Below are 22,243 nucleotides of genomic sequence, written 5' to 3'. Positions count from 1 at the left end.
AACACCTAGATCATTCAGGTCCACGCGGTGTAGCCGCCGTCCACCCGGATCGCGTCGATGCCGCTGATGTGCCGGGCGCCGCAGCGGTCCTGGGGCAGGACGAGCTGGGGGCCCGCGCGGTCGAGCGTGGTGTCGTCGATGGTGACCGCGAGCAGGACGGGGGCCCGGCCGAAGTCCGGGTCGATCTCGGCCCAGGACAGCATCGTGTGGTGGCCGTCAGCGCCGCGCACGGCGATCAGGAAGCGCAGCCGGTCCTTGCGCTTGGCCGGGTCGAAGACGGGTCCCGCGGAGAGCAGGACGTCGTGCAGGAGCGGTCCGGTGAACAGATGACGCCGGATGCCGCTGGTGGCGCACTCGAAACTGACCCGCACCTCGTGCTGGGGCCAGGCGAGCAGCTCGGACACTGTCATCCGGACCGGGCGGGACAGATCGCCGGTGAGGACGAGTTCCGCCACCGGGCCGACGGCCGTACCGGCAGCGGCGAGGATCTGGCTCACGGGCTACCACCTCCTGGACGACCCGTACCCGAACGCCCACCCCGCGCAAACGCACATGCCAAGCTCTTGGCCCGAAGATCCAGCTCATGCGAAGGTACGGCATGGTATGCCCTGGCATCTGCGACAGTATGATCAACGCGGTCGCCGAGAGACCGTAAATGTGTCCGTCAGGACCAGAGGGAGTGGACCCGTGAAGACCCGTTCCGCGCACCGGACCCGCCGGACCCTGCGAGTGGCAGCCGCGGGCGCCGCCGCTCTGCTGGCCCTGAGCGCCTGCTCGTCGTCCGACGACTCCTCGTCGAAGAAGTCGGACTCGTCCGGTTCCGCCTCGGACAAGGTGTCCGGCACGGTGACCGTCTTCGCGGCCGCGTCGCTGAAGGAGAGCTTCACCGAGCTGAAGCAGACCTTCGAGAAGCAGCACCCGGGCGCGAAGGTGAATTTCAGCTTCGGGGGCAGCGACGCCCTCGCCGCGAGCATCACCGGCGGCGCCCCGGCCGATGTGTTCGCCGCCGCCAGCCCCAAGACGATGAAGATCGTCACGGACAAGGGCGACGCGTCCGGCGAGCCCGCCACCTTCGTGCGCAACCAGCTGGAGATCGCCACCCTGCCGGGCAATCCCGACAAGGTCTCCTCCCTCAAGGACCTCACCAAGTCCGGGCTGAAGGTGGTGCTGTGCGACAAGACGGTCCCGTGCGGCTCCGCCGCCCAGAAGGCCCTCGACGCCAGCAAGCTCAAGCTCACTCCGGTCTCCTACGAGCAGGACGTCAAGAGCGCCCTGAACAAGGTCCAGCTCAAGGAGGCCGACGCGGCCGTCGTCTACAAGACCGATGTGAAGGCGGCGGGTGACAAGGTGGAGGGCGTGGAATTCCCCGAGTCCCAGAAGGCCATCAACGACTACCCGATCGCCCAGCTGAAGAACGCCCCCAACGCCGCAGCGGCCAAGGCGTTCATCGCGCTGGTGCGGTCCCCCGAGGGCCAGAAGGTCCTCGGCAAGGCCGGGTTCCTCAAGCCGTGACGTCGCAGGACAAGGCAAGGACCGTGGAGAGTCTTGAGGGTGCTCCGCGGCGCGGCCGCGTTCGTGGGCGCGGCCGCGTCCGCCGGGGTGCCCCGCTGCCGCTCCTGGTGCCCGCGCTGATCGGCCTGGCGTTCCTGTTCGTCCCACTCGTCGCCCTCCTCGTAAGGGCCCCCTGGCGCAGCCTCCCCGACCTGCTGACCAGCGCCGAGGTCTGGCAGGCGCTCCGGCTCTCCCTGGTCTGCGCCACGGCCGCGACCGCGGTGAGCCTGGTCATCGGTGTGCCGCTCGCCTGGCTGCTGGCCCGGGTCGAGTTCCCCGGGCGCGGCCTGGTGCGGGCCCTGGTGACGCTGCCGCTCGTCCTGCCGCCGGTGGTGGGCGGCGTGGCCCTGCTGATGGCGCTCGGCCGCAACGGGATCGTCGGGCAGTGGCTGGACTCCTGGTTCGGCATCACGCTGCCGTTCACCACCACGGGCGTCGTGGTGGCCGAGGCGTTCGTGGCGATGCCGTTCCTGGTCATCAGCGTCGAGGGCACTCTGCGCGCCGCCGACCCCCGCTACGAGGAGGCCGCCACCACCCTGGGCGCCTCCCGCTTCACCGCCTTCCGCCGGGTCACGCTCCCGCTCATCGCCCCCGGGATCGCGGCGGGCGCCGTGCTCGCCTGGGCGCGGGCGCTGGGCGAGTTCGGCGCGACGATCACGTTCGCGGGCAACTTTCCGGGACGTACCCAGACCATGCCGCTCGCCGTCTACCTCGCCCTCCAGAACGACCCGGACGCGGCCATCGCCCTCAGTCTGGTCCTGCTGGCCGTGTCCATCGCGGTCCTGGCCGGGCTCCGTGACCGCTGGATGACCACCTCATGAGTGACACCGAGAAGAAGACGACGACGCCCACTCCGCATGCCGCTGGCCCGAGTGGCGCGGGGCTCGACGCCCGGCTCGTGGTCGAGCGCGGGGCGTTCCGCCTCGACGTGGCCCTGACCGCCGCGCCCGGTGACGTCGTCGCGCTCCTCGGTCCCAACGGCGCGGGGAAGACCACGGCGCTGCGCGCGCTCGCCGGACTCGTCCCGCTCAGCGGCGGCCACCTCCGGCTCGACGGCGCGCTGCTGGACCACACGCCCCCGGAGTCCCGCCCGGTCGGCGTGGTCTTCCAGGACTATCTGCTCTTCCCCCACCTCTCCGCGCTCGACAACGTGGCCTTCGGGCCCCGCTGCCACGGCGCCTCCAAGGCGGAGGCCCGCGCCCAGGCCGCCGAGTGGCTGGACCACATGGGCCTCGCCGACCGCGCCGGGGCCAAACCGCGCCACCTCTCCGGCGGCCAGGCCCAGCGCGTCGCCCTCGCCCGCGCCCTGGCCACCCACCCCCGGCTGCTGCTCCTCGACGAACCCCTCGCCGCCCTCGACGCCCGCACCCGGCTCGACGTCCGCGCCCGGCTCCGCCGCCACCTGGCCGAGTTCGAGGCGGTCGCCGTGCTGGTCACCCACGACCCGCTGGACGCCATGGTGCTGGCCGACCACCTGGTCGTCATCGAGGACGGCCGCATCGTCCAGGAGGGCGCCCCGCCCGACATCGCCCGCCGCCCGCGTACGGACTACATCGCCCATCTGGTCGGCCTCAACCTCTACCGGGGAGCGGCCGAAGGCCACACGGTGCGCATCGACGGAGGGCCCGGAATCACGACCGCGGAGGAGCTGACGGGCCCGGTCTTCGTCGCGTTCCCGCCGAGCGCGGTGACCCTGCACCGCGACCGCCCCACCGGCTCCAGCGCCCGCAACCTCTGGCGCTGCGAGGTCACCGGTCTGGAGACCAACGGCGACCAGGTCCGCGCCGACCTCAGCGGTGAGCTGCGCCTCGCCGCTGACCTCACCACGGTCGCCGCGGCCGAACTCGGACTCCAGCCGGGGGCCACGGTATGGGCGACGGTCAAGGCGACGCAGACGCACGCGTACCCCGCCTGACCACCCGTCACGGTGCGGCGTCGAGATCCACTTCGAGGTTGTCGGTCTCGGTCCAGAATCCCGCGTCCGCTTCGTGCAGCCGGGACGCGGCGTGCTTCAGGTGGAGGAGCGCCGCGTCGCGTGCGGCCTCGGCGTCGCGGGCCTCGACGGCGGCCAGTATGGAGTGGTGCTCCTGCCGGACGGCTTCGAGGAAGTCGCTGCTGCGCGCCTCGTTCGCGCGCGTGACCCGGATTCCGCTGCGCAGCACCTCGCCGAGGTAGCGCACCGTCGAGACCATCACCGCGTTCCCGGTCGATTCGGCGATGGACCGGTGGAAGGCGAGATCCTCCTCCACACCGTCGCCACCGGCCGCGACCGCGGTGTCGATGGCCTCCAGCGCCTGACGCATCCGGGTGAGGTCGGCCGCGGTGGCGCGGGTGGCCGCGAGGTACGCCGCCTCGCCCTCGATGGGGCGGCGCACCTCCACGATCAGCCGCACCTTGGACTCCGTGTCCTGGGCGGTCTCGGCCTCGAGGTCGAGCGGCCGTATGCGCCGGGGCATGACGAACACGCCGCGCCCCTGGCGCGGCTCGACCAGGCCCGCGCTGCGCAGCCGGGAGACGGCCTCGCGCACGACGGTGCGGCTGACGCCGAGCTGCTTGACCAGCTCCACCTCGGTCGGCAGCTTGTCGCCCTCGGCCAGCCGCCCGGACTCGATCTCCTCCGAGAGCATGGCGGCGACCCGGTCCGCGAGCCGTAGGGGACCGCTCACCTTGGAAAACATGGTCTTCAGTCTATCGGCACGGGCGGCTCCGGCCGCCTGGATGCGCCGGGCACGACCGCGTCGGCGTGATCGGCGGCGTACTGACGCACCACCGACGCGAAGTCCGGGTCGGGCTCCAGACCGAGCGCGGCGGCGCGCGCGTTGTCGAAGGCGGCGGGCCACGAGCCCACGATGGCCTCGACACCGGGATCGGGCGCGATCGTCACCAGGTCGGCGACGGCGTCCCCGGCCACCCGGCGCAGCGTGGTCAGCATGTCGGCGACCGAGACCGTGAGCGCCGGAAGGTTGACCGGCACCCCGCCGTCGAGCCGCCCAGGACCGGCGCCGCGCTCGGCCTCCGCGACGCGCAGGATTCCTTCGACGGCGCGCCGTGGCGAGGCCAGGGCCACCCTCAGCTCGGGGCGGACCGGGCAGGTCGCCGGGAGGCCCGCGAGCGGTTCCCGGATGATGCCGGACAGGAAGCCGGAGGCGGCCGCGTTCGGCTTGCCCGGCCGTACGGACACGGTCATCAGGCGGGCGACGCGTCCGTCGACGAATCCGCGGCGCGTGTACTCGGCGATCAGCTGCTCGCAGACGAGTTTCTGCACCCCGTAGCTCGACCGTGGCGTGGGCAGGGTCGCCTCGCTGACCACCGGGGGCAGCGGCAGGGCGGGGTCGGAACCGTAGACGGCGACGCTGCTGGAGAACAGCACCAGCGGCGTCGGGCCGCCCGCGGCCGACTGGGCCCTGGCGGCTTCGAGCAGTGCCCGGGTCGTGTCCACGTTGGCGCTCATGCCGAGATCGAAGTCGGCCTCGCATTCGGCCGACACCGCGGAGGCGAGGTGGATCAGCACATCGACCGGCCGCGCGAAGATCTCATCGAGCCGGTCGGTCAGGTCGCCCCGCACGATGTCCACGAGGGGGTCGGCGGTTGGGAAACCGGATGGCACGACGCGGTCGGCGAGCACCAGCCGTTCGATCGGTACGCCCCGGAACGTCCGCGTCGTGAGCAGGGCGTCCGCGACCTGTCGTCCCAGAAAGCCGAAGCCACCCGTGATGACGATCCTCATGCGTTTCCTCCTCGGTAGTGGTCGAGCCAGCCGAGCCCGTCGCTCGTACCGGCCGCGGGGATGTACTCACAGCCGATCCACCCGTCGAAGCCCAGTCCGTCGACGACGCCGAAGAGGTGGCGGATATCGAGCTCACCCCGGTCGGGCTCATGGCGGTCGGGCACGCCCGCGATCTGGAGATGGCCGACCCGGCCGGTCGGCAGGTCGCGGCGCAGGGTCGTGGTGAGGTCGCCTTCGACGATCTGGCAGTGGTAGAGGTCGAGCTGCACCTTGAGGTTCGCGGCCGCCACGTCCCGTACCGCGGCGTGCGCTTCGGCCTGGCGGTTCAGGAAGTAGCCGGGCATGTCGCGTCCGTTGATCGGCTCGATCAGGATGTCGACACCGGCCGCGGCGGCCCGTTCCGCGGCCCAGGCGAGGTTGGCCAGATAGGTTTCGCGGTGCCCGGCCGGATCGGTCGGCCCCACCAGCCCGGCCATCACATGCACCCGGGGGCAGCCAAGTTCCGCGGCGTACTCCAGGGCCCGGTCGATCCCGGAGCGCGTCTCCGCCTCGCGTCCCGGCAGCGCCGCGGTCCCGCGCTCCCCGGCATCCCACGCACCGGGCGGTGCGTTGAAGAGCACCTGCCGCAGGCCGTGGTCGTCCAGGCGGCGGCGCAGCGCGGTGGCGTCGTACGCGTAGGGGAAGAGGTATTCGACGGCCTCGAAGCCGTCCGCCGACGCGGCGGCGAAGCGGTCGAGGAAGTCGTGTTCGGGGTACATCATGGACAGGTTCGCGGCGAACCTCGGCATGCTGGCTCCTGTGTACGGGCCGGGTCCTTCCCGGTCAGCGGTTGACGACCTGCCTCTTGGTGGTGAGCACCGCGGCGGCGCCCACGACGAGGCTGAGTGCCAGGACGTACATGGGGATCGACGCCGAGCCGGTGGCGTCCTTGAGCGATCCGATCATGTACGGACTCACGAATCCGGCGAGGTTGCCCACCGAGTTGATCATGGCGAGCCCGGCCGCGGCCGCGGTGCCGCCGAGGAACGCGGTGGGCAGCGACCAGAACAGCGGAGCGCAGGTCAGCACCCCGGCCGCGGCGACGGACAGCGCGATGAGGGACAGCGCGGTCGATCCGCTCCAGACGGCGGCCAGCGAGAACCCGACCGAGCCCATGAGGCTCGGGACGACCAGGTGCCAGCGGCGCTCGCGCCGCTTGTCCGCCGACCGCCCGAACAGGTTCATCGCGACGAGCGCGGCCAGGTACGGCACGGCGCTGAGCACCCCGATCGCGAGGTTGTCCTCGATGCCGGTGGACTCGACGAACGAGGGCATCCAGAAGGTCAGGGCGTACTGGCCCATGACGAAGCAGAAGTAGATGAGGCACATCAGCCACACCTTGGGCTCGCGGAAGGCGTCCCACACACGGCCGTGCACGCTCCGGTGCGCGGTGTCGTCGGCTACCGCCCGCTCCACGACGGCCTTCTCCTCATCGGTGAGCCACTTCGCGCTCCGTACGTCGTCGTCGAGGTAGAACAGCGTGACCACGCCGACGGCGAGTGCGGGAAGCGCCTCCAGCAGGAACATCCACTGCCAGCCCTGCCAGCCGCCCACCCCCTGGAACCGGTCCATGATCCAGCCCGAGAGCGGATTGCCGAAGATGCCCGCCACCGGGATGGCCGACATGAACATCGCGATCACCCGGGCCCGGCGGTACGAGGGGAACCAGTAGGTGCAGTAGAGGATCACCCCCGGATAGAACCCCGCCTCGGCGGCGCCGAGCAGAAACCTGAGCACATAGAACGTCGCCTCATCGGTGACGAACACGAACGCCGCCGAGACCAGACCCCAGCTGATCATGATGCGGGCGATCCACTTGCGGGCCCCGACGCGTTGCAGCATCAGGTTCGACGGCACCTCCAGGAGGAAGTAGCCGATGAAGAACAGACCGGCCCCGAGGCCGTACGCCGCCTCGCTGAACCCGAGGTCGTCGGACATCTGGAGCTTCGCGAAACCGACGTTGACCCGGTCCAGGTAGGAGACGACGTAACAGAGGATGAGAAAGGGGACGATGCGCCGTACGACCTTGCGGAAGACGGCGTTCTCACGGACGAGGCCGGGGGACTCGGCCGCCGCTGTGGGATGGGACATGATGAATCCTTAACGCGGCTCAGGGGATTCTCTGCGGGGCTCGGTGGGGACGGCCGGGTCACCACGCGGCGCCGAAGGCGGACCTCAGCTCCTCGATGGCGTCGGCGGTGAGCGGTTCGGGCCGGCGATCGGTCAGGAGCCAGAGGCGTGCCGTCTCCTCCAGCTCTTCGAGGACGGCGAGGGCGGCGGCCGCGTCGGGGCCCCAGACCACGGGGCCCAACCGGTCGAGCAGCACGGCCCGGATCGGGGTGCGCCGCGCCGCGTGGTCGGTGATCCGGGCGGTCACCAGATCGGCCACGCGCGGATCGCCGGGCCGGTGGTACGGGATGAGCGGCACGTGCCCGACCTTCATCACGAAGTACGGCGTGAGGGGCGGGAGTACGTCGTCCTGGCTCCACACCCCGGCCAGGGTGAGCGCGACCAGGTGGGTGGAGTGGGTGTGGATGACGAATCGGGCCGTGGGGTCGGCGTCGTAGATGCGCCGGTGGAGCGTCAGGGTCTTGCTCGCGCGGTCGCCCGTGCGCTGCTCGCCCCGGGCGTCGACCAGCGCGAGGCGGTCGCGCTCCAGGAAGCCCAGGGCGGCGTCGGTGGGCGTGATCAGATGGCCTTCGCCCACCTTGGCGCTGATGTTCCCGGCGCTGGCGTGGACGTAGCCCCGGTCGAACAGGCTCGTGCCCACCCGGACGATCTCGTCGCGTGCCTCGTCCACGGCGGTGTCGCGGAGCTCGGTCATCGGGCCTCCCGGTCCAGCAGGGCGAATGAGTCGGTGAAGAAGCCGGGGCCACCGAAGTTGCCGGACTTCAGGGCGATGTGGAGCGTGTCCCCGCCGGGCAGCGCCGCCGCGCACCAGGGCACCCCGGGATCGATCTGCGGTCCGATCCGGAGTCCGGTGATGCCGAGCGCCCGGACGACCGCGCCCGAGGTCTCACCTCCGGCGATCACGATCTGGCGGACACCGCGCGCCACGAGGCCCTCGGCGACGCGGGCCAGGGTCCGTTCGACCAGCTCCCCCGCCTCGGCGGCGCCGAGCCGGTCGTGGACGGTGCGGACCGCCTCGGGGGTCTCGGTGGAGCAGAACAGCACGGGTCCGTCGGCGAGATGCGCCGCGCCGAACGCCAGCGCCTCACCCGCCACGTCCTCCCCGGCCGCGATGCGCAGCGGATCCACCCGGAACGCGGGGCGCCCGCCCCGCAGGAACTCCGCGACCTGTTCGTTGGTGGCGGCGGAGACCGATCCGGAGATGATGGCCCGGTGGCCGCCGGGCGGCGGCAGTTGCGCGGCGGCGCTCGACGGCTCGAACCCCCAGTTCGCTGGCAGCCCGATGGCCAGCCCGGAACCGGCGGTCACCAGGGGCATTCCGCGGACCGCCGCGCCGAGGCGCAGCAGGTCGTCGTTGGAGACGGCGTCGGCGATGGCGATCCCGGTGCCCTGCCGCCGCAGCTCCTCGACCCGGGCCCGGATGGCCTCGGCGCCGTCGGCCACGGTCCTGTGGTCGATCAGGCCGACCGGTCGGGCGGTCTGCGCGCCGAGGACCGAGACGAGATCGGGGTCGGTCATCGGCGTCAGCGGGTGGTGGCGCATACCGCTCGCGCTGAGCAGCACATCGCCGACGAAGAGATGGCCCTTGAACACCGTGCGCCCGTTGTCGGGGAACGCGGGTGTCGCGATCGTGAAGTCGGTGTCCAGCGCGTCCATCAGGGCCTCGGTGACCGGTCCGATGTTGCCCGCCGGTGTCGAGTCGAAGGTGGAGCAGTACTTGAAGTAGATCTGTTCGGCGCCCGCGGACCGCAGCCAGGCAAGGGCCCGGAGCGACGCCTCGACGGCGTCGGCGGCCGGTACGGTCCGCGACTTGAGCGCGATGACCACGGCGTCCGCGTCCACGGCCGGTTCGGCGCCGTCCGGCGGTACGTCGATCAGCTGGACCACGCGCATGCCCGCGCGCACCAGATTGTTGGCGAGGTCCGTGGCGCCGGTGAAGTCGTCGGCGACGCAGCCGAGTCGGATGCCCATCTCAGCCCTCCACCGGCGCGGGCAGGTCGATCCCCGGGAAGATCTTGATGACCGCGCTGTCGTCCTCGGAGCCCAGTCCGGACGCGGACGCCTGGAGGAACATCTGGTGGGCGGTGGCGGTCAGCGGGAGGGGGAACCGCTCCGGCCGCGCGGAGTCGAGCACCAGACCGAGGTCCTTGACGAAGATGTCGACCGCGGAGAGCGGGGTGTAGTCACCGGCGAGCACATGCGCCATGCGGTTCTCGAACATCCAGGAGTTCCCGGCGCTGTGGGTGATGACCTCGTAGAGCGTCTCGGCCGGAACCCCGGCCTTCAGCCCCAGGGCCATCGCCTCGGCGGCCGCGGCGATGTGCACGCCCGCGAGCAGCTGGTTGATGACCTTGACCTTGGAGCCGATCCCGGCCCGCTCGCCCAGCCGGTAGACCGTGCCGCTCATGGCCTCCAGTACGGGGTCGGCGACCGCGTAGGCGGCTGCGGAGCCCGACGTCATCATGGTCAGCTCACCGGTCGCCGCCCGCGCGGCACCGCCGGAGAGCGGAGCGTCCAGGTAGAGCACGCCCCGCTCGGCCAGGCGGCCCTCCAGCGCGGCGGACCAGCCGGGGTCGACGGTTGAGCACATCACGAAGACGGCCCCCGGGCGGAGCCGGGCGGCGGCCCCTCCGGCGCCGAACAGCACCGACTCGACCTGCGCCGCGTCGACCACCACGCTGACCATGACGTCGACGGCGGCCGCCAGCTCGCCGGGCGAGGCGAAGGCGGTCCCGCCGTCGCGGGCGAAGCCCGCGGCCACCTCCGGCCGCAGATCGACGACCCCCACCTCGTAGCCCGCCCTCCGCAGGCTGCGGGCCATCCCGAGCCCCATGGCCCCGAGTCCCACCACACCCACGCGCGGTCGCGCACGCCTGTCCTGGTCGCTCATACCCGTCCTCATATGTGCTGCGTATGGGGCGTGCCGCCGGTTCGTCGTGCCCGTCCGACGGCGTGATCAGGTCATATGATGACCTGATCACGCGGCCCTCGCTACTGTGATGCCCCTCACATATTTCTGGTCAGCGCATCGCGGTGCGTACGGGCCGCTCCGCCGCGGCGTACCAGAGCAGAGCCGCGCACAAGAAGGCCGCTACCGCGAAAACCAGCGATCGCGCGACGGAGTCATCGCGCGCACCGGCGGCGAGCGCGACGGCCGCCGGGAGCGCCAGGGCGGTGGGCGGCAGCGCACGGGGACGCGGCGTGACGTCCGGTGCGGCGGCGGGAGGCAGCAGCCGGGCCGCGAGGCCGTAGCAGGCGCAGGCCAGCAGGGTGGCACCCAGTACGTCGCTGGGACGGTGGTGGTACGTGGCCTGGACGGCGGCGGCGGTGAAGGCGAGCCACAGCGTGCCGACCGTGATGGCCTGGGGGCGGACGCGCGGGGAAGCGACGAGGACGGCGCCGAGTGCCAGCCCGGCGGGGATGGCCACATGTCCGCCGGGGAAGCTGGCCTCGGTGAGCGAGACGCGCGCGTGCACCAGATCGGGGCGGGGCAGGAGCTTCTTGCTGAGCGCCTCGGTGCCCCCGAGCGTGACCACGGCGACCCCGATCGCCGCGCATCCGCGCCACCAGCACCGCCGCACCAGCGTGACGGCCACGATGACGGCGATGCCCGCGACCAGGGTGGGCATGGCGGTGTCGTCCAGCGGCGGCAGCGCCGACGAATCGTACGCCGACCCCGACCAGTCGTAGATCCAGGCCGGTTTGGCGCCGTTCCCGTTGAACAGGGCGTTCTCCGCGCGCTGCCCGAACGGGGTGCAGACGGCGATCAGATAGACCGCCAGGAGCCCCGAAAGGTAAAGGAACATCGCTATCTCTGGGTCCTATTCGAGGAGCGCCCGGCTCTGCCGACGCTGGGCGGTGATCGCCAGGACGGGGAGGGGTGCGATCAGGAGGAGGAGCACGACCAGGCTCGGCAGGGAGTTCATGAACCAGTTCGGCGACCGGGACGGCAGGCCGCCAGCACGGCGCACGCGGTGCACAGCGTCCCCGACAGCACCAGGTCACGGGCCGTGATCGGGGCGCCGAGACCGTAGTAGCCCAGGCCCTGCACTCCCTCGTCGCCGAAGAGCACCGTGGAACTGCCGTACGCGGCACCGGCGCAGACCATCGCCGCCGCGGCAGGCAGGGCGATCCACGCCTTACCGCGCAGCAGGGCGACCAGGCAGACCAGCGGAAGCAGCCCGTACGGCAGCAGCCGGGTCTGTGTGCCGGGCCCTTGCGCCCACGGATACCAGCCCGCGAAGCGGAAGGCGATGGCATGCCGACCGGGATCGATGTGCAGCGCCCAGTGCCATACGTCCTGCACATACGGCACCAGCGCCAGCACGGCGAGGGCGAGGGCGGCCAGATGGACACCGTCCAGCCACCACGGCCGGGCCGGGTCGTCGACGGCGGCCCGGGCACGGGCCTGCACCCCGGCGCGCACCAGGGCGGCTATCTCCCGCGGCGGGGGCCAGGAACGGCCGGGATACGCCTCGGCCAGGCAGGCCAGCAACTCGTCTCCGTGCCGGGCACGATGGGACTCGGGATACGCCGCGAGCAGCAGACGGTTCACGCCCGGGCCACCCCGGCATCCCCCCGGCGCCCGATGACGACGGCCGCCGCCTGCTGCATCCGCAGCGCCTCCCGGCCGAGCACCTCGCCGCCGTCCTCGGTGAGCCGGTAGTAGCGCCGCGCCCGCCCGTCCACGATCTCCTCATGGCCGGCGGCCACCAGCCCGGCCCGCTCCATCCGCTCCAGCGCGCCGTAGAGCGTGCCGACAGCGATCCGGAGCCGCCCGTCGGTGGCCTGCTCGGCGGCCTTGATGATGCCGTAGCCGTGCAACGGGCCGTCCATGAGCGCGGCGAGGATGAAGTACTGCGGTTCCGTCAGGGACGGATTCTGACGCGCCATGCGTCGAGCACATATCGAGCACCGAAATATATCCGCGGTCCGAAGTCCGCTGGCTCAGATGCCGATGGTGTACCCGGCCGTCCACGACTGCATCTCGCTGATGAGCAGGCTCCAGACGCCGGTGACCATCAGCAGCCCGGTGGCGATCATCATGCCGCCACCGGCGCGCATCACCCACTGGTAATGGGTCTTGACCCAGGCGAAGATCCCCATGGCCTTGCGGAACGCCAGTCCTGCCACCAGGAACGGCACGCCCAGGCCCAGGCAGTACGCGACCGTCAGCAGCGCTCCCCGTCCGGCGCTGGCCTCGCTGAACGCCAGCGCCTGGACCGCCGCGAGCGTGGGGCCGATGCACGGCGTCCAGCCCAGCCCGAACAGCACTCCCAGCAGCGGCGCCCCGGCCAGGCCCGCCACGGGCTTGCGGTGCAGACGCCACTCACGGCGCACCCCGGGGAGCTTCCCCATGAAGGACAGGCCCATCAGGATGGTCAGCCCGCCCAGGACGCGGATGAGGACGTCCTGGTGTTCCAGCAGGGTGTTGCCCGCGTAGCCGAACGCGGCGCCGAAGGAGACGAACACGGCGGTGAACCCGCTCAGGAACAGCGCCGTCCCGGCCAGTATCCGGCCGCGACGGGCCTCGGCGAGATCCGCCCCGGTCACGCCGGTCACGTAGGAGAGGTAGCCGGGCACCAGGGGCAGAACGCACGGGGAGAAGAAGGACACCAGCCCCGCCAGCGCGGCGACCGGGATGGCCAGCAGCACCGATCCGGTGAGCACGGTGTGGCCCGGATCGAGCGCGAGGATCATCGTTCGGCCCTCCTTCGGGGCGTAGCGGGACAGCACGCCGATGCGGTGAAGGTTCCGGAACACCGGCCTGCGCACGAAGACGATACCGACGCCCGGCAACCGCGAAGTGACCGGCATGGTCGCGGCCTTGGAGTCCGGAGGGTCCTCGGGGGAAGGCCACGTGTCGGTCGCGTATCGGTGGCTGTCGGTCCGTTGTCGGTGGTTTCCCGGCGGGGCCTGCGACCTTTCACCCAGATCCTGCCGGGTGTCCGTCCGGCAGGCGTGCGACAGCAAGGAACCACCATGACCACTGACGTCACGATCATCGGTGCCGGACTCGGCGGCCTCACGCTCGCCCGCGTCCTGCACGTTCACGGCATCCGGGCCACCGTCTACGAGGCGGAGACCTCCGCGACGGCGCGTACCCAGGGCGGGATGCTCGACATCCACGAGGACACCGGACAACCGGCCGTGCGGGCGGCCGGACTGACGGACGCGTTCCGCGGCCTCGTCTTAGCGGGCCGCCAGGCGATGCGGGTCCTGGACCGGGACGGGAGCGTCCTGTTCGACCAGGCCGACGACGGTACGGGCGGCAGCCCCGAGGTACTGCGCGGCGAGCTGCGGCAGCTGCTCCTCGACTCGCTCCCGGACGGCACCGTCCGATGGGGGCACAAGGTCAGCGGGGCCCGTGCCCTCGGCGGCGGCCGCCACCAGGTGACCTTCGCCGACGGCACCACCGTCACCACCGGCCTGCTGGTCGGCGCGGACGGCGCGTGGTCCCGGGTCCGGCCCCTGCTCTCCGGCACCACCCCCGAGTACATCGGCATGTCGGCCGTCGAGACCTACCTGTTCGACGCCGACACCCGCCACCCGGCCAGCGCGAAAGCGGTCGGCGGCGGGTCGCTGTTCGCGCTCGCGCCGGGCAGGGGATTCCTGGCGCACCGGGAGAACGGCGGCACGCTGCACACCTATGTGATGCTCGCCCGGCCGCGGGACTGGTTCGCGGACATCGACTTCACCGATCCCGCCGCCGCCACCGCGCGGATCGCGCGGGAGTTCACCGGCTGGGCACCGGAGCTCACCGCGCTGATCGCCGACGGTGACACCGCCCCGGTGTCGCGCCCCCTCTTCGCCCTGCCCGCCGAGCACCGGTGGGAGCGGGTGCCGGGGACGACCCTGCTCGGGGATGCCGCCCACCTCTCGCTCCCGAACGGCGAGGGCGCCAACCTGGCGATGTACGACGCCGCCGAACTCGGCCGGGCCCTCGCCGCACACCCCGACGACATCGAGACCGCGCTCACCGTGTACGAGCAGGCCATGTTCCCCCGCAGCGCCGCGGCCGCCGCCGAAGGCGCCTACGTCCACGAGCTGTTCTACGGAGCCGACGCACCCCACGGCCTGATCGACATGTTCGCCGGAGGCGGGCGGACCCCGTGAGCCTCCGGCCGAGCTGAAGCCCCCTCCCCTGCGGCCGGTGTCGGGCCAGGACTTCCGGGCCGATACGCTGCGATTCCGCGACCCCCGCGTCCGCCAATGCCACGGCGGGGCGCGGGACATGGCCGGACTTCGAGGACTGTGACGCGATGCGAGCTGTACGGCGCGGGCCGACGCCGGGCCCCGGGCGCCCCCTGGGGGGCGGCCGGGCCGCGGTGCTCGGCGCGCTGACCGTGTTGCTTCCGCTGCTCGGGCAGGCCGGTGGCGCGTCGCCGTGGGGTTCCGTCCTGGCCTGCTGCGGGTCGGCGGCGTTCCTCGGGCTGCTGCTGTGCGTACGGGACGTCCGCTCCCCCGAACGCGTGCTGGCCGCGCTCGGCGGTGCGCAGGCCGCCTTCCATCTGACCTTCACCCTGCCCGGTTTGTACCCGGCCGCGCCCGGCCATCCGTCCTGGGAGGTTCCGGCCGGGCACGCGGTCACCGTCGTGCTCGCCGTCCGGCTGCTCGGGGTGACGGACGCCGTACTGCGGCCGTTGCGGACCCTGGCCACGGCCGCGCGGCAGCGGCTCAGCCTGCGGCTGCCCGGGCCCGTACGGGCCGTACGGCGGCTTCCGTCGGTCCCGCTGGTTGCTCCGGGGCGTACCACCGTCGCCTTCCGGGCGCCGCCGTGCCGGGGTGAGCGCGCTCCGCCGTACCGCCGGGTGATCCCGCGTGTTCCGCTTCCGCTCCGGCCGGTGCCGGGCGGCGGTGCCCACCTGGTCTGAACCGGCGTGGCGGCCGCCGCGTGCCCGGCCGCCGATCCCGGCCGCCGTGCGGCCGGGCGTAAAGGCACCTGCATGTTCACCACGCCCCTTCCGCGCACCGCGGTCCTGGCCGGGCTGCTGGTGTGCGCCGCGCCGGTCGCGGTCGCCACCGCGCCACCGGCCGCGGCCCATACCGAGCTGACCGGCAGCACACCGGACGACGGCACCCGGCTCGCCACCGCACCCGGCCGGGTGGCCCTGACCTTCAACGATCCGATGGACGCCCGCTACAGCCGCGTCGCGGTCACCGGCGCCTCCGGCCGCTCCCTCACCGCGGGCGCCGCGACGGTCGCCGGACGCACCGTGACCCAGGCGCTGGCGGCCGACGCGCCACCCGGCCGCTACACCGTCGGCTACCGGGTCGTCTCCGCCGACGGCCACCCCGTCTCGGGCAGCCTCACCTTCACCGTGGCCACCGCGCGTACGGTCCCCTCCGGCCGGGACTCCGAACGGGCCGAGCCGTCCGGGGACGTCTCCTCGGGACCCGGTGCGCTTCCGCTGGCCGCGGGGGCGGCCGTGGTGCTCGCGGGATCGGGCGGCGTCGCGTACGTGCTGCACAAGAGGAGGTCCCGCCATGGCGGTTGACCCCGTATCGCGTACCCTCCTGCGCCGCCCTCCGCTGCTGGCACTGGCGGCGGTCGCGGCCGCGACGGGCACGCTGCTGGCGGCCGTACGGTTCGGCGGCGGCATCCCCGAGGCCGTACCGGGGCTGCCGGACGCCGGGCCGGTCACCGCGTGGGGGCTGCCGCTGGCCCGGGCCGCCGCCGATCTCGCCGCGGTGTGCACCGTGGGCGCGCTGCTGCTGGTCGCCCATCTGGCGCCCGGCGACCGGCGGCTGAGCGGGCGGCGGCTGCGGGCCCTGACCGGCGCGGCCGTGGCGGCGGGAGGATGGCTGCTGGCGACGCTGGCGGCCCTGGTGTTCACCGCCTCTGACCTGCTGGCCCAGCCGCCCGCCGAGGTGCTGGATCCCGCGGTGCTGGCCGATGTCGCCACCAACGCGCCGCAGGGGCGCGCCCTGGCGCTCACCGCGCTGGCCGCGCTGCCGCTGGCCACCTTTATGCCCGGGGTGACCACCCGGGGCGCGGCCACGGCCGGTCTGTACGTGGCGCTGGCGGGGCTGGTGCCGCCCGCGTTCGGCGGCCACTCGGCGTCGGCGGGCAACCATGACACCGCCGTGATCAGCCTCGCCGCGCACGTCCTCGCGGCCACGGTGTGGATCGGCGGGCTGGCCGCGGTCACGGCCACCGCCCTGCGGGCCCCGTCCGACGCGGCGGCGGCCGTACGGCGCTTCAGCCCGCTCGCCGCGTGGTGCCTGGGCACGGTCGCCGCCACCGGTGTGATCAGCGGGCTCATCCGACTCGACTCCCCCGGGCAGCTGTTCACCACCCGCTACGGGCTGCTGCTCCTCGCCAAGACCACCGCGCTGCTCGCCCTCGCGGCCTGCGGCGCCCGGCACCGCCGGCGTACCCTGCCCGCGCTGGAGGCCGGGCGGCGCGCCGCCTTCGCCCGGCTGGCAGCGGCCGAACTCCTGCTGATGGCGGCGACCGTCGGGCTCGCTGCCGGGCTGTCCCGCAGCCCGGCCCCGGCGCGGGAGCCGGAGGTCTACGACCCGGTCCGGGAACTGCTCGGCTTCCCGATGCCCGCCCCGCTCGGGGGTTTCCCGTGGACGCCGCTGTTCACCGAGTGGCGTCTCGACGGGGTTTTCGCGTTCGGCACCGCCGTCGCGGCCCTCGCCTATCTGGCGGGTGTGCGCAGGCTGCGGGCACGCGGTGACGCATGGCCCGTGGGCCGTACGGTGGCGTGGCTCGCGGGTCTCGCGGTCATCGTGGCCGCGACGATGAGCGGGCTGGGCACGTACGGCAAGGTGCTGTTCAGCGTGCACATGGGCCAGCACATGACGCTGGCGATGAGCGCGCCGATCCTGCTGGTCCTGGGCGCGCCGGTCACCCTCGCCCTGCGCGCGCTGCCCGCCGCCCCGAAGGGCGGCCGACGCGGTCCGCGCGAGCTGCTGACGGCGGTGCTCGGCAGTGGCTACGTCAAGGTGATCTCGCATCCGGCCGTGGCCGGGGTGCTGTTCATCGGGAGTGCCTTCGCGGTCTACTTCACCCCGCTCTTCGCCGTTCTGATGCGCAGCCACTACGGCCATCTGGCGATGCTGGCCCACTTCCTGGTCGTCGGGCTGCTGTTCTTCTGGGTGATCATCGGGGTCGATCCGGGGCCGCATCGCATCCCGCATCTGGCCAAGCTCTTCGTGATGATCCTCACGATGCCGTTCCATTCCTGGTTCGCCATCTCGCTGATGAGCTCGACCGATCTCATCGGCGGCGACTGGTGGGCGCCGCTCGACCGGTCCTGGGGTCCCCCGCTCGCCGACGACCAGTACGACGCGGGCGCCATCGCCTGGGCCACCGGCGACATCCCGGTGCTGGTCACCACGATCATCCTGGCCGTCCAGTGGATCCGCTCCGACGCCCGGGAGGCGCGCCGCGTCGACCGCCGGATCGGCCGCGGCGACGCCCACGACCCGCTGGCCGCGTACAACGCCTACCTGGCGGGCCTTCACGCCCGGGACGCCCGGATGGCGCGCGCCGCGGGCGCGGGTGGTAAAAGCGTGAGATCCACTCGCGCGAGCGATATGCGAACGGCCGACGGAGAGGCCCCACCGATGGAGGACGAGCGTTGAACACACAGGCGGCGTCGAGCCGTGCGCTTCCGGCGCGCATACGGACGTGGCGTCACGGCACGTGGCGTCACGACCGCGCCTGGCGGGGTCCGGCCATGGCGGTCACCGGTGGCCTGCTCCTGGTCACGGCCTTCCCGCCGATCGGTCTGTGGCCGGCCGCCGCCGTCGGCCCGGCGCTGCTGCTGGCCGCGCTCCGCGACCGGCGGCCGCGCGCCGCCTTCACCCTGGGCGCCCTCTTCGGACTCGCGTTCTTCGGCCCGCTGTTGTGGTGGCTGACGAATCTCGGTGTGCTGCCCTGGGCGGCGTTGAGCATTGCCCAGGCCGCGCTGCTCGGCCTGCTCGGCTGCGCCGTACCGGTCTTCGCCCGGCTGCCGGGATGGCCGCTGTGGGCGGCCTGCTGGTGGGTGACGGCCGAGGCGGTACGGTCCCGGGTGCCGCTCGGCGGCTTCCCGTGGGGGCGGCTCGCCTTCAGCCAGGCCGAATCCCCCGCGCTCGGCTGGGCGTCGGTCGGCGGCGCCCCCGCCGTGAGCGCCGTGGTCGCCGTGGTGGCGGGCTGTCTGGCCGCGCTGCTGACCGGCCGCCCCGGCAACCGTCGCCCCACGGCCGGGGGACTCGCCGGACTCGCGGCGGCCGTGGCCGTGTGCGCCTGCGGAACGTTGCTGGTCCCCGCCCCGGCCGCCAAGGGCCCGGGTGCCAAGGCGCGCGTGGCCGTCGTCCAGGGCAATGTGCCGCGCGCCCGAAGCCTCGCTGAACAGGCCCGGGTCGAACAGGTCGCCACCAATCACATCGCCGCCACCCGGCAACTCGCCCGCGACATACGGGCCGGGCGCACCCCGCGGCCGGATCTCGTGCTGTGGCCGGAGAACGCCACGGACACCGACCCGCGCACCGATGTCCTGCTCCGCGACCAGATCTCCGACGTCGTCGCCGACCTCGGCGCGCCGATCGTCGTCGGGGCGATCCTCGACGCACCGGGTGACCGGATCCGTAACGCCGGGCTGCTGTGGCGCCCCGGCAGCGGCCCCGGCCGGTACTACACCAAGCAGCATCTGGTGCCGTTCGGCGAGTACATCCCGCTGCGCGACGTCTTCGGCGGGCTCGGCGACCTCCAGCTCATCCCGCGCGACTTCATCCCGGGCACCGGTCCTGTACGGCTGGACGCCGGGCGCGTACGGCTCGCGGAGTCCATCTGCTACGAGGTGGCGTACGACGGTCAGGTCCGCGACGCGGTCCGCACCGGCGCCAACCTGATCGCCGTCCCCACCAACAACGCCACCTACATGCGGGACGACAACCCCGCCGAGCCCGAGCAGCAGCTCGCGATGTCCCGGCTGCGGGCCGTCGAGCACGACCGGTCGGTCCTGGTGGCCTCCACCACCGGCATCAGCGCGATGGTCGCCCCCGACGGCACGGTCATGGACTCCACCGGGCCCTGGACCCGTGACGTGCTCACCGGCACCGTGCCGTTGCGCACGACGACCACGCTCGCCACCCGTCTCGGCGCGCTACCGGAAGCGGCCTTCGCGGTCGCCGCCTGCGCGGCCGTGGCCTGGGGCTGGCGCAGGCGCGCGGGCGACCGAGCAGATACAGTCTCCACTTAATTCAGCCAAGGCTGTACCGTTGCCCGCATGGACACCTTGCATGAGGGCGGCGCCGCGGTGGCCGTCGATGCCGCGGCGCTGGCCCGGGTGGGCACCGCGCTGGCCGATGAGAACCGGCGACGGCTGCTGCTGGCGCTGATGGAGGGGCCCGCTCATCCGTCGGATCTGGCCGAGCGGCTGGGCATGACCCGGGGGAACGTGTCGAACCACCTGTCGTGTCTGCGCGGCTGTGGCCTGGTGCGGACGGTGGCGGTGGGGCGCCGGGTGCGTTACGAGCTGGCCCACCCCAGGCTGGCGCATGCCCTGGCCGACCTGGCCGCGCTGGTGCTGCCGGTCGACGCCGCCGGTTCCGCCGAGCCGGTCTGCACCCCGGACGACTACGACTGCGCGGCCGACGGGCGGACGGGTGCGGCACACGGCGGCGAGGCGATACGTCATGGCTGACGCGTGCTGCGGGACCGACGCGCCCGCCGCCGCCCCCGGTGCGGCGGCGGGCGCCGAGGCCGCCCCGGCGGCGGTGTGGCAGGTCCGGGAACTGCAAGCGGCCACCGCCTCCGGTGCGCTGCTGCTGGCCTCCCTCCCGCTGCCCGGCGTCTGGGCCACGGGCGCGGTGCTGGCGGCGCTGCTGACCGGCGCGGCCACCTTCGTACCCGGCACCGTGCGGGCCCTGCTGCGCGGGCGCCTCGGGGTCGGGCTGCTGATGACCATCGCCGCGGTCGGTGCGGTGGTGCTGGGCGAGTACGGCGAGGCCGCCACACTGGCGTTCCTGTTCTCCGTCGCCGAGGGTCTCGAGGGCTACGCGGTGGCCCGTACCCAGCAGGGCTTGCGGGCCCTGCTGGACCTGGTGCCGCCCACCGCGCGGGTGCTGCGCGACGGCGCCGAGACCGAGGTGGCCCCGGCCGACCTGCGCGTCGGTGACGTGCTGCTGGTGCGGCCCGGCGAGCGGATGGCCACCGACGGCGTGGTGGCCGACGGCCGCAGCGCGCTGGACACCTCGGTGGTCACCGGCGAGTCGGTGCCGGTCGAAGTCGGCCCCGGCGCCGAGGTGTTCGCGGGCACCGTGAACGGCTCCGGCGTGCTGGAGATCGCCGTCACCGCCACCGCCGAGGACAACTCCCTGGCCCGCCTCGTGCACATCGTGCACGAGGCCCAGGAGCGCAAGGGCGCGAGCCAGCGCCTGGCCGAGAAGTTCGCCAGGCCGCTCGTCCCCGGCGTCCTGGTGCTCGCCGCGCTCGTGGCGGGCCTCGGCAGCCTGCTCGGCGACCCGGGCGTGTGGATCGAGCGGGCCCTGGTGGTCCTGGTCGCGGCCGCGCCCTGTGCCTTCGCCCTGTCCGTGCCCGTCGCCGTGGTCGCCGCGATCGGCGCCGCGTCCAAGGCCGGAGTGCTGCTCAAGGGCGGTGCGGCCGTGGAGGCGCTGGGCCGGGTCACGGTGGTGGCCGTCGACAAGACCGGCACGCTCACCCGCAACGAACCCGCCGTGATCGAGGTCGTGACCGCGGCGGACACCGACCGCGACCGGGTGCTGACCGTGGCCGCTGCGCTGGAGGCGCGCAGCGAACACCCGCTCGCCGCGGCGATCCTCGCCGCCGTCGACACCACGGCCCTGACCGCGGGCGGCGACGTCGAGGCCGTGCCCGGCAACGGGCTGCGCGGCACCGTCGGCGGACGCGCGGCCCGGCTCGGCAAGCCCGGCTTCATCGACCCCGGCCCCCTCGCCCCGGAGGTGACCCGGCTCCAGGACGCCGGTGCCACCGTGGTCCTCGTCGAACACGACCGCACCCTGCTGGGCGCCGTCGCCGTCCGCGACGAGGTCCGCCCCGAGGCAGCCGACGCGATCGCCGCACTCGAACGGCAGGGCGTCACCGTGGTGATGCTCACCGGCGACAACGCCCGTACCGCGGCGGCGATCGCCGCCGACGCCGGGATCACCGACGTCCGGGCCGAACTGCTGCCCGAGGACAAGGCCCGCATCGTCACGGAGCTGAAGGCACGCGGGCCGGTCGCGATGGTCGGCGACGGCATCAACGACGCCCCCGCCCTGGCCACCGCCGACGCGGGCATCGCCATGGGCGCCATGGGCAGCGATGTCGCCATCGAGGCCGCCGACATCGCGCTCATGGGCGAGGACCTGCGGCGCCTGCCGGACGCCACGGCCCACACCCGGGCCGCCCGCCGCGTCTTCACCCAGAACCTCGTGATGTCCGGCGCCATCCTCGTCACCCTGGTGCCGCTGGCCGCCACCGGCGTCCTCGGCCTGGCAGCCGTCGTCGCCACCCACGAGCTGGCCGAAGTCCTCGTCATCGGCAACGGCATCCGCGCCGGACGCCGGAAGCGTCTGCCCGCCCACCCGCCGCTGCGCACCACGGCAGCAGTGGCCCCCGCCCCGGTCGGCAAGGTGCTGCTCCCCCTCGGCACCGGCTCCGGCGCCGCCCAGGCCCCGGCATCCGCCACCGGCTGCTGCGGCGACTCCTGCGGCTGCGGTTGACCGGTGAGATTCGGCCGTCCGGCACCGGTCCTGGAACGCCGTTGACGGAGGATTCGGCGGCGTGGATGATCCGTTGATGTCGCGTCGGAACTCGTGACGCGCGCCCGGCCGCCC

At 73.2% G+C, this 22,243-nt stretch carries 21 protein-coding genes and 1 pseudogene; 10 read left to right on the top strand and 12 right to left on the bottom strand.

The window, feature by feature from the left end:
- Positions 1-14 precede the first annotated feature (14 nt).
- A complete protein-coding gene (locus tag ACH4TL_RS32230; RefSeq protein WP_398325848.1) occupies positions 15-497 on the bottom strand; it encodes a molybdopterin-dependent oxidoreductase in 483 nt (160 codons plus the stop codon).
- Between the two features lie 190 nt (positions 498-687).
- Here ACH4TL_RS32230 and modA point away from each other — a divergent pair, with 190 nt between their 5' ends.
- From modA to ACH4TL_RS32215, 3 genes are read left to right on the top strand one after another with little or no spacing between them, the layout of a single operon-like run.
- A complete protein-coding gene (gene modA, locus ACH4TL_RS32225) occupies positions 688-1,512 on the top strand; it encodes a molybdate ABC transporter substrate-binding protein (RefSeq protein ID WP_398325845.1) in 825 nt (274 codons plus the stop codon).
- A 23-nt stretch (positions 1,513-1,535) separates the two neighbouring features.
- Positions 1,536-2,372 (top strand): molybdate ABC transporter permease subunit, encoded by an 837-nt coding sequence (gene modB / locus ACH4TL_RS32220; protein ID WP_398325842.1) that lies wholly within the window; start codon positions 1,536-1,538, stop codon positions 2,370-2,372.
- A complete protein-coding gene (locus tag ACH4TL_RS32215; RefSeq protein WP_398325839.1) occupies positions 2,369-3,466 on the top strand; it encodes an ABC transporter ATP-binding protein in 1,098 nt (365 codons plus the stop codon). The genes modB and ACH4TL_RS32215 overlap by 4 nt, the downstream gene beginning before the upstream one ends.
- Before the next feature lie 7 nt (positions 3,467-3,473).
- On the opposite strand, the gene ACH4TL_RS32210 is transcribed toward ACH4TL_RS32215, so the two are convergent.
- The 11 genes and pseudogenes from ACH4TL_RS32210 to ACH4TL_RS32160 all read right to left on the bottom strand — a co-directional run bounded on the left by ACH4TL_RS32210 (position 3,474) and on the right by ACH4TL_RS32160 (position 13,147).
- Positions 3,474-4,229, bottom strand: a complete 756-nt coding sequence (locus ACH4TL_RS32210) for a FadR/GntR family transcriptional regulator (protein WP_398325837.1) — start codon at positions 4,227-4,229, stop codon at positions 3,474-3,476.
- A 5-nt stretch (positions 4,230-4,234) separates the two neighbouring features.
- Positions 4,235-5,278, bottom strand: a complete 1,044-nt coding sequence (gene denD, locus ACH4TL_RS32205) for a D-erythronate dehydrogenase (protein ID WP_398325834.1) — start codon at positions 5,276-5,278, stop codon at positions 4,235-4,237.
- Positions 5,275-6,066 carry a 2-oxo-tetronate isomerase gene (gene otnI, locus ACH4TL_RS32200; protein ID WP_398325830.1) on the bottom strand — a complete coding sequence of 264 codons (792 nt, stop codon included), beginning with the start codon at positions 6,064-6,066 and terminating at the stop codon, positions 5,275-5,277. The genes denD and otnI overlap by 4 nt, the downstream gene beginning before the upstream one ends.
- 34 nt (positions 6,067-6,100) lie before the next feature.
- The gene (locus ACH4TL_RS32195) at positions 6,101-7,408 is read right to left on the bottom strand and encodes an MFS transporter (RefSeq protein WP_398325827.1); all 1,308 of its coding nucleotides are present in this window, start codon (positions 7,406-7,408) and stop codon (positions 6,101-6,103) included.
- Between the two features lie 58 nt (positions 7,409-7,466).
- Positions 7,467-8,141 (bottom strand): aldolase, encoded by a 675-nt coding sequence (locus ACH4TL_RS32190; protein WP_398325824.1) that lies wholly within the window; start codon positions 8,139-8,141, stop codon positions 7,467-7,469.
- Entirely contained in the window at positions 8,138-9,418 is a 1,281-nt protein-coding gene (gene otnK / locus ACH4TL_RS32185; RefSeq protein ID WP_398325820.1) for a 3-oxo-tetronate kinase, read from the bottom strand. Before otnK ends, ACH4TL_RS32190 begins: the two co-directional genes overlap by 4 nt.
- 1 nt (position 9,419) lies before the next feature.
- A complete protein-coding gene (ltnD, locus tag ACH4TL_RS32180; RefSeq protein ID WP_398325817.1) occupies positions 9,420-10,337 on the bottom strand; it encodes an L-threonate dehydrogenase in 918 nt (305 codons plus the stop codon).
- Between the two features lie 130 nt (positions 10,338-10,467).
- The gene (locus ACH4TL_RS32175) at positions 10,468-11,253 is read right to left on the bottom strand and encodes a phosphatase PAP2 family protein (protein WP_398325814.1); all 786 of its coding nucleotides are present in this window, start codon (positions 11,251-11,253) and stop codon (positions 10,468-10,470) included.
- A 15-nt stretch (positions 11,254-11,268) separates the two neighbouring features.
- Positions 11,269-12,002: pseudogene (locus tag ACH4TL_RS32170) on the bottom strand (hypothetical protein).
- Complete coding sequence (locus ACH4TL_RS32165; RefSeq protein ID WP_398325811.1) at positions 11,999-12,340, bottom strand: PadR family transcriptional regulator; 342 nt, start codon at positions 12,338-12,340, stop codon at positions 11,999-12,001. Before ACH4TL_RS32165 ends, ACH4TL_RS32170 begins: the two are co-directional and overlap by 4 nt.
- A gap of 54 nt (positions 12,341-12,394) precedes the next feature.
- Positions 12,395-13,147, bottom strand: a complete 753-nt coding sequence (locus tag ACH4TL_RS32160; protein WP_398325998.1) for a cytochrome c biogenesis CcdA family protein — start codon at positions 13,145-13,147, stop codon at positions 12,395-12,397.
- A gap of 282 nt (positions 13,148-13,429) precedes the next feature.
- On the opposite strand from ACH4TL_RS32160, the gene ACH4TL_RS32155 reads away from it, so the two are divergent.
- The 7 genes from ACH4TL_RS32155 (at position 13,430) to ACH4TL_RS32125 (ending at position 22,129) form a co-directional block, all read left to right on the top strand.
- Positions 13,430-14,563 carry an FAD-dependent oxidoreductase gene (locus ACH4TL_RS32155; protein ID WP_398325808.1) on the top strand — a complete coding sequence of 378 codons (1,134 nt, stop codon included), beginning with the start codon at positions 13,430-13,432 and terminating at the stop codon, positions 14,561-14,563.
- A gap of 146 nt (positions 14,564-14,709) precedes the next feature.
- Positions 14,710-15,321, top strand: coding sequence for a hypothetical protein (locus tag ACH4TL_RS32150; RefSeq protein ID WP_398325805.1), 612 nt, complete (start codon positions 14,710-14,712; stop codon positions 15,319-15,321).
- Positions 15,322-15,393: 72 nt separating this feature from the next.
- Entirely contained in the window at positions 15,394-15,945 is a 552-nt protein-coding gene (locus tag ACH4TL_RS32145) for a copper resistance protein CopC (RefSeq protein ID WP_398325802.1), read from the top strand.
- Positions 15,935-18,043: a cytochrome c oxidase assembly protein gene (locus tag ACH4TL_RS32140; RefSeq protein ID WP_398325799.1), complete on the top strand. Its 2,109-nt coding sequence runs from the start codon at positions 15,935-15,937 to the stop codon at positions 18,041-18,043. Before ACH4TL_RS32145 ends, ACH4TL_RS32140 begins: the two co-directional genes overlap by 11 nt.
- Positions 18,044-18,138: 95 nt before the next feature.
- The gene (lnt, locus tag ACH4TL_RS32135) at positions 18,139-19,644 is read left to right on the top strand and encodes an apolipoprotein N-acyltransferase (protein WP_398325796.1); all 1,506 of its coding nucleotides are present in this window, start codon (positions 18,139-18,141) and stop codon (positions 19,642-19,644) included.
- A gap of 27 nt (positions 19,645-19,671) precedes the next feature.
- Positions 19,672-20,088, top strand: coding sequence for an ArsR/SmtB family transcription factor (locus ACH4TL_RS32130; RefSeq protein ID WP_398325792.1), 417 nt, complete (start codon positions 19,672-19,674; stop codon positions 20,086-20,088).
- Complete coding sequence (locus tag ACH4TL_RS32125) at positions 20,081-22,129, top strand: heavy metal translocating P-type ATPase (protein ID WP_398325789.1); 2,049 nt, start codon at positions 20,081-20,083, stop codon at positions 22,127-22,129. Before ACH4TL_RS32130 ends, ACH4TL_RS32125 begins: the two co-directional genes overlap by 8 nt.
- Positions 22,130-22,243 lie beyond the last annotated feature (114 nt).

The organism is Streptomyces sp. NPDC021115 (assembly GCF_044333065.1).
In the GTDB taxonomy this organism is placed as follows: Bacteria; Actinomycetota; Actinomycetes; order Streptomycetales; family Streptomycetaceae; genus Streptomyces.
Note: the sequence above shows the minus strand (reverse complement) of the source record. Positions and strands in the feature narration are given on the sequence as shown.

What these genes read in the sequence shown, in the direction of transcription:
- ACH4TL_RS32215 (WP_398325839.1), top strand. Translation starts at nt 2,369, where the DNA reads ATGAGTGACACCGAGAAGAAGACGACGACGCCCACTCCGCATGCCGCT.
- ACH4TL_RS32210 (WP_398325837.1), bottom strand. Translation starts at nt 4,229, where the DNA reads ATGTTTTCCAAGGTGAGCGGTCCCCTACGGCTCGCGGACCGGGTCGCC.
- denD (WP_398325834.1), bottom strand. Translation starts at nt 5,278, where the DNA reads ATGAGGATCGTCATCACGGGTGGCTTCGGCTTTCTGGGACGACAGGTC.
- otnI (WP_398325830.1), bottom strand. Translation starts at nt 6,066, where the DNA reads ATGCCGAGGTTCGCCGCGAACCTGTCCATGATGTACCCCGAACACGAC.
- ACH4TL_RS32195 (WP_398325827.1), bottom strand. Translation starts at nt 7,408, where the DNA reads ATGTCCCATCCCACAGCGGCGGCCGAGTCCCCCGGCCTCGTCCGTGAG.
- ACH4TL_RS32190 (WP_398325824.1), bottom strand. Translation starts at nt 8,141, where the DNA reads ATGACCGAGCTCCGCGACACCGCCGTGGACGAGGCACGCGACGAGATC.
- otnK (WP_398325820.1), bottom strand. Translation starts at nt 9,418, where the DNA reads ATGGGCATCCGACTCGGCTGCGTCGCCGACGACTTCACCGGCGCCACG.
- ltnD (WP_398325817.1), bottom strand. Translation starts at nt 10,337, where the DNA reads ATGAGCGACCAGGACAGGCGTGCGCGACCGCGCGTGGGTGTGGTGGGA.
- ACH4TL_RS32175 (WP_398325814.1), bottom strand. Translation starts at nt 11,253, where the DNA reads ATGTTCCTTTACCTTTCGGGGCTCCTGGCGGTCTATCTGATCGCCGTC.
- ACH4TL_RS32165 (WP_398325811.1), bottom strand. Translation starts at nt 12,340, where the DNA reads ATGGCGCGTCAGAATCCGTCCCTGACGGAACCGCAGTACTTCATCCTC.
- ACH4TL_RS32160 (WP_398325998.1), bottom strand. Translation starts at nt 13,147, where the DNA reads ATGATCCTCGCGCTCGATCCGGGCCACACCGTGCTCACCGGATCGGTG.
- ACH4TL_RS32155 (WP_398325808.1), top strand. Translation starts at nt 13,430, where the DNA reads ATGACCACTGACGTCACGATCATCGGTGCCGGACTCGGCGGCCTCACG.
- ACH4TL_RS32150 (WP_398325805.1), top strand. Translation starts at nt 14,710, where the DNA reads ATGCGAGCTGTACGGCGCGGGCCGACGCCGGGCCCCGGGCGCCCCCTG.
- ACH4TL_RS32145 (WP_398325802.1), top strand. Translation starts at nt 15,394, where the DNA reads ATGTTCACCACGCCCCTTCCGCGCACCGCGGTCCTGGCCGGGCTGCTG.
- ACH4TL_RS32140 (WP_398325799.1), top strand. Translation starts at nt 15,935, where the DNA reads ATGGCGGTTGACCCCGTATCGCGTACCCTCCTGCGCCGCCCTCCGCTG.
- lnt (WP_398325796.1), top strand. Translation starts at nt 18,139, where the DNA reads ATGGCGGTCACCGGTGGCCTGCTCCTGGTCACGGCCTTCCCGCCGATC.
- ACH4TL_RS32130 (WP_398325792.1), top strand. Translation starts at nt 19,672, where the DNA reads ATGGACACCTTGCATGAGGGCGGCGCCGCGGTGGCCGTCGATGCCGCG.
- ACH4TL_RS32125 (WP_398325789.1), top strand. Translation starts at nt 20,081, where the DNA reads ATGGCTGACGCGTGCTGCGGGACCGACGCGCCCGCCGCCGCCCCCGGT.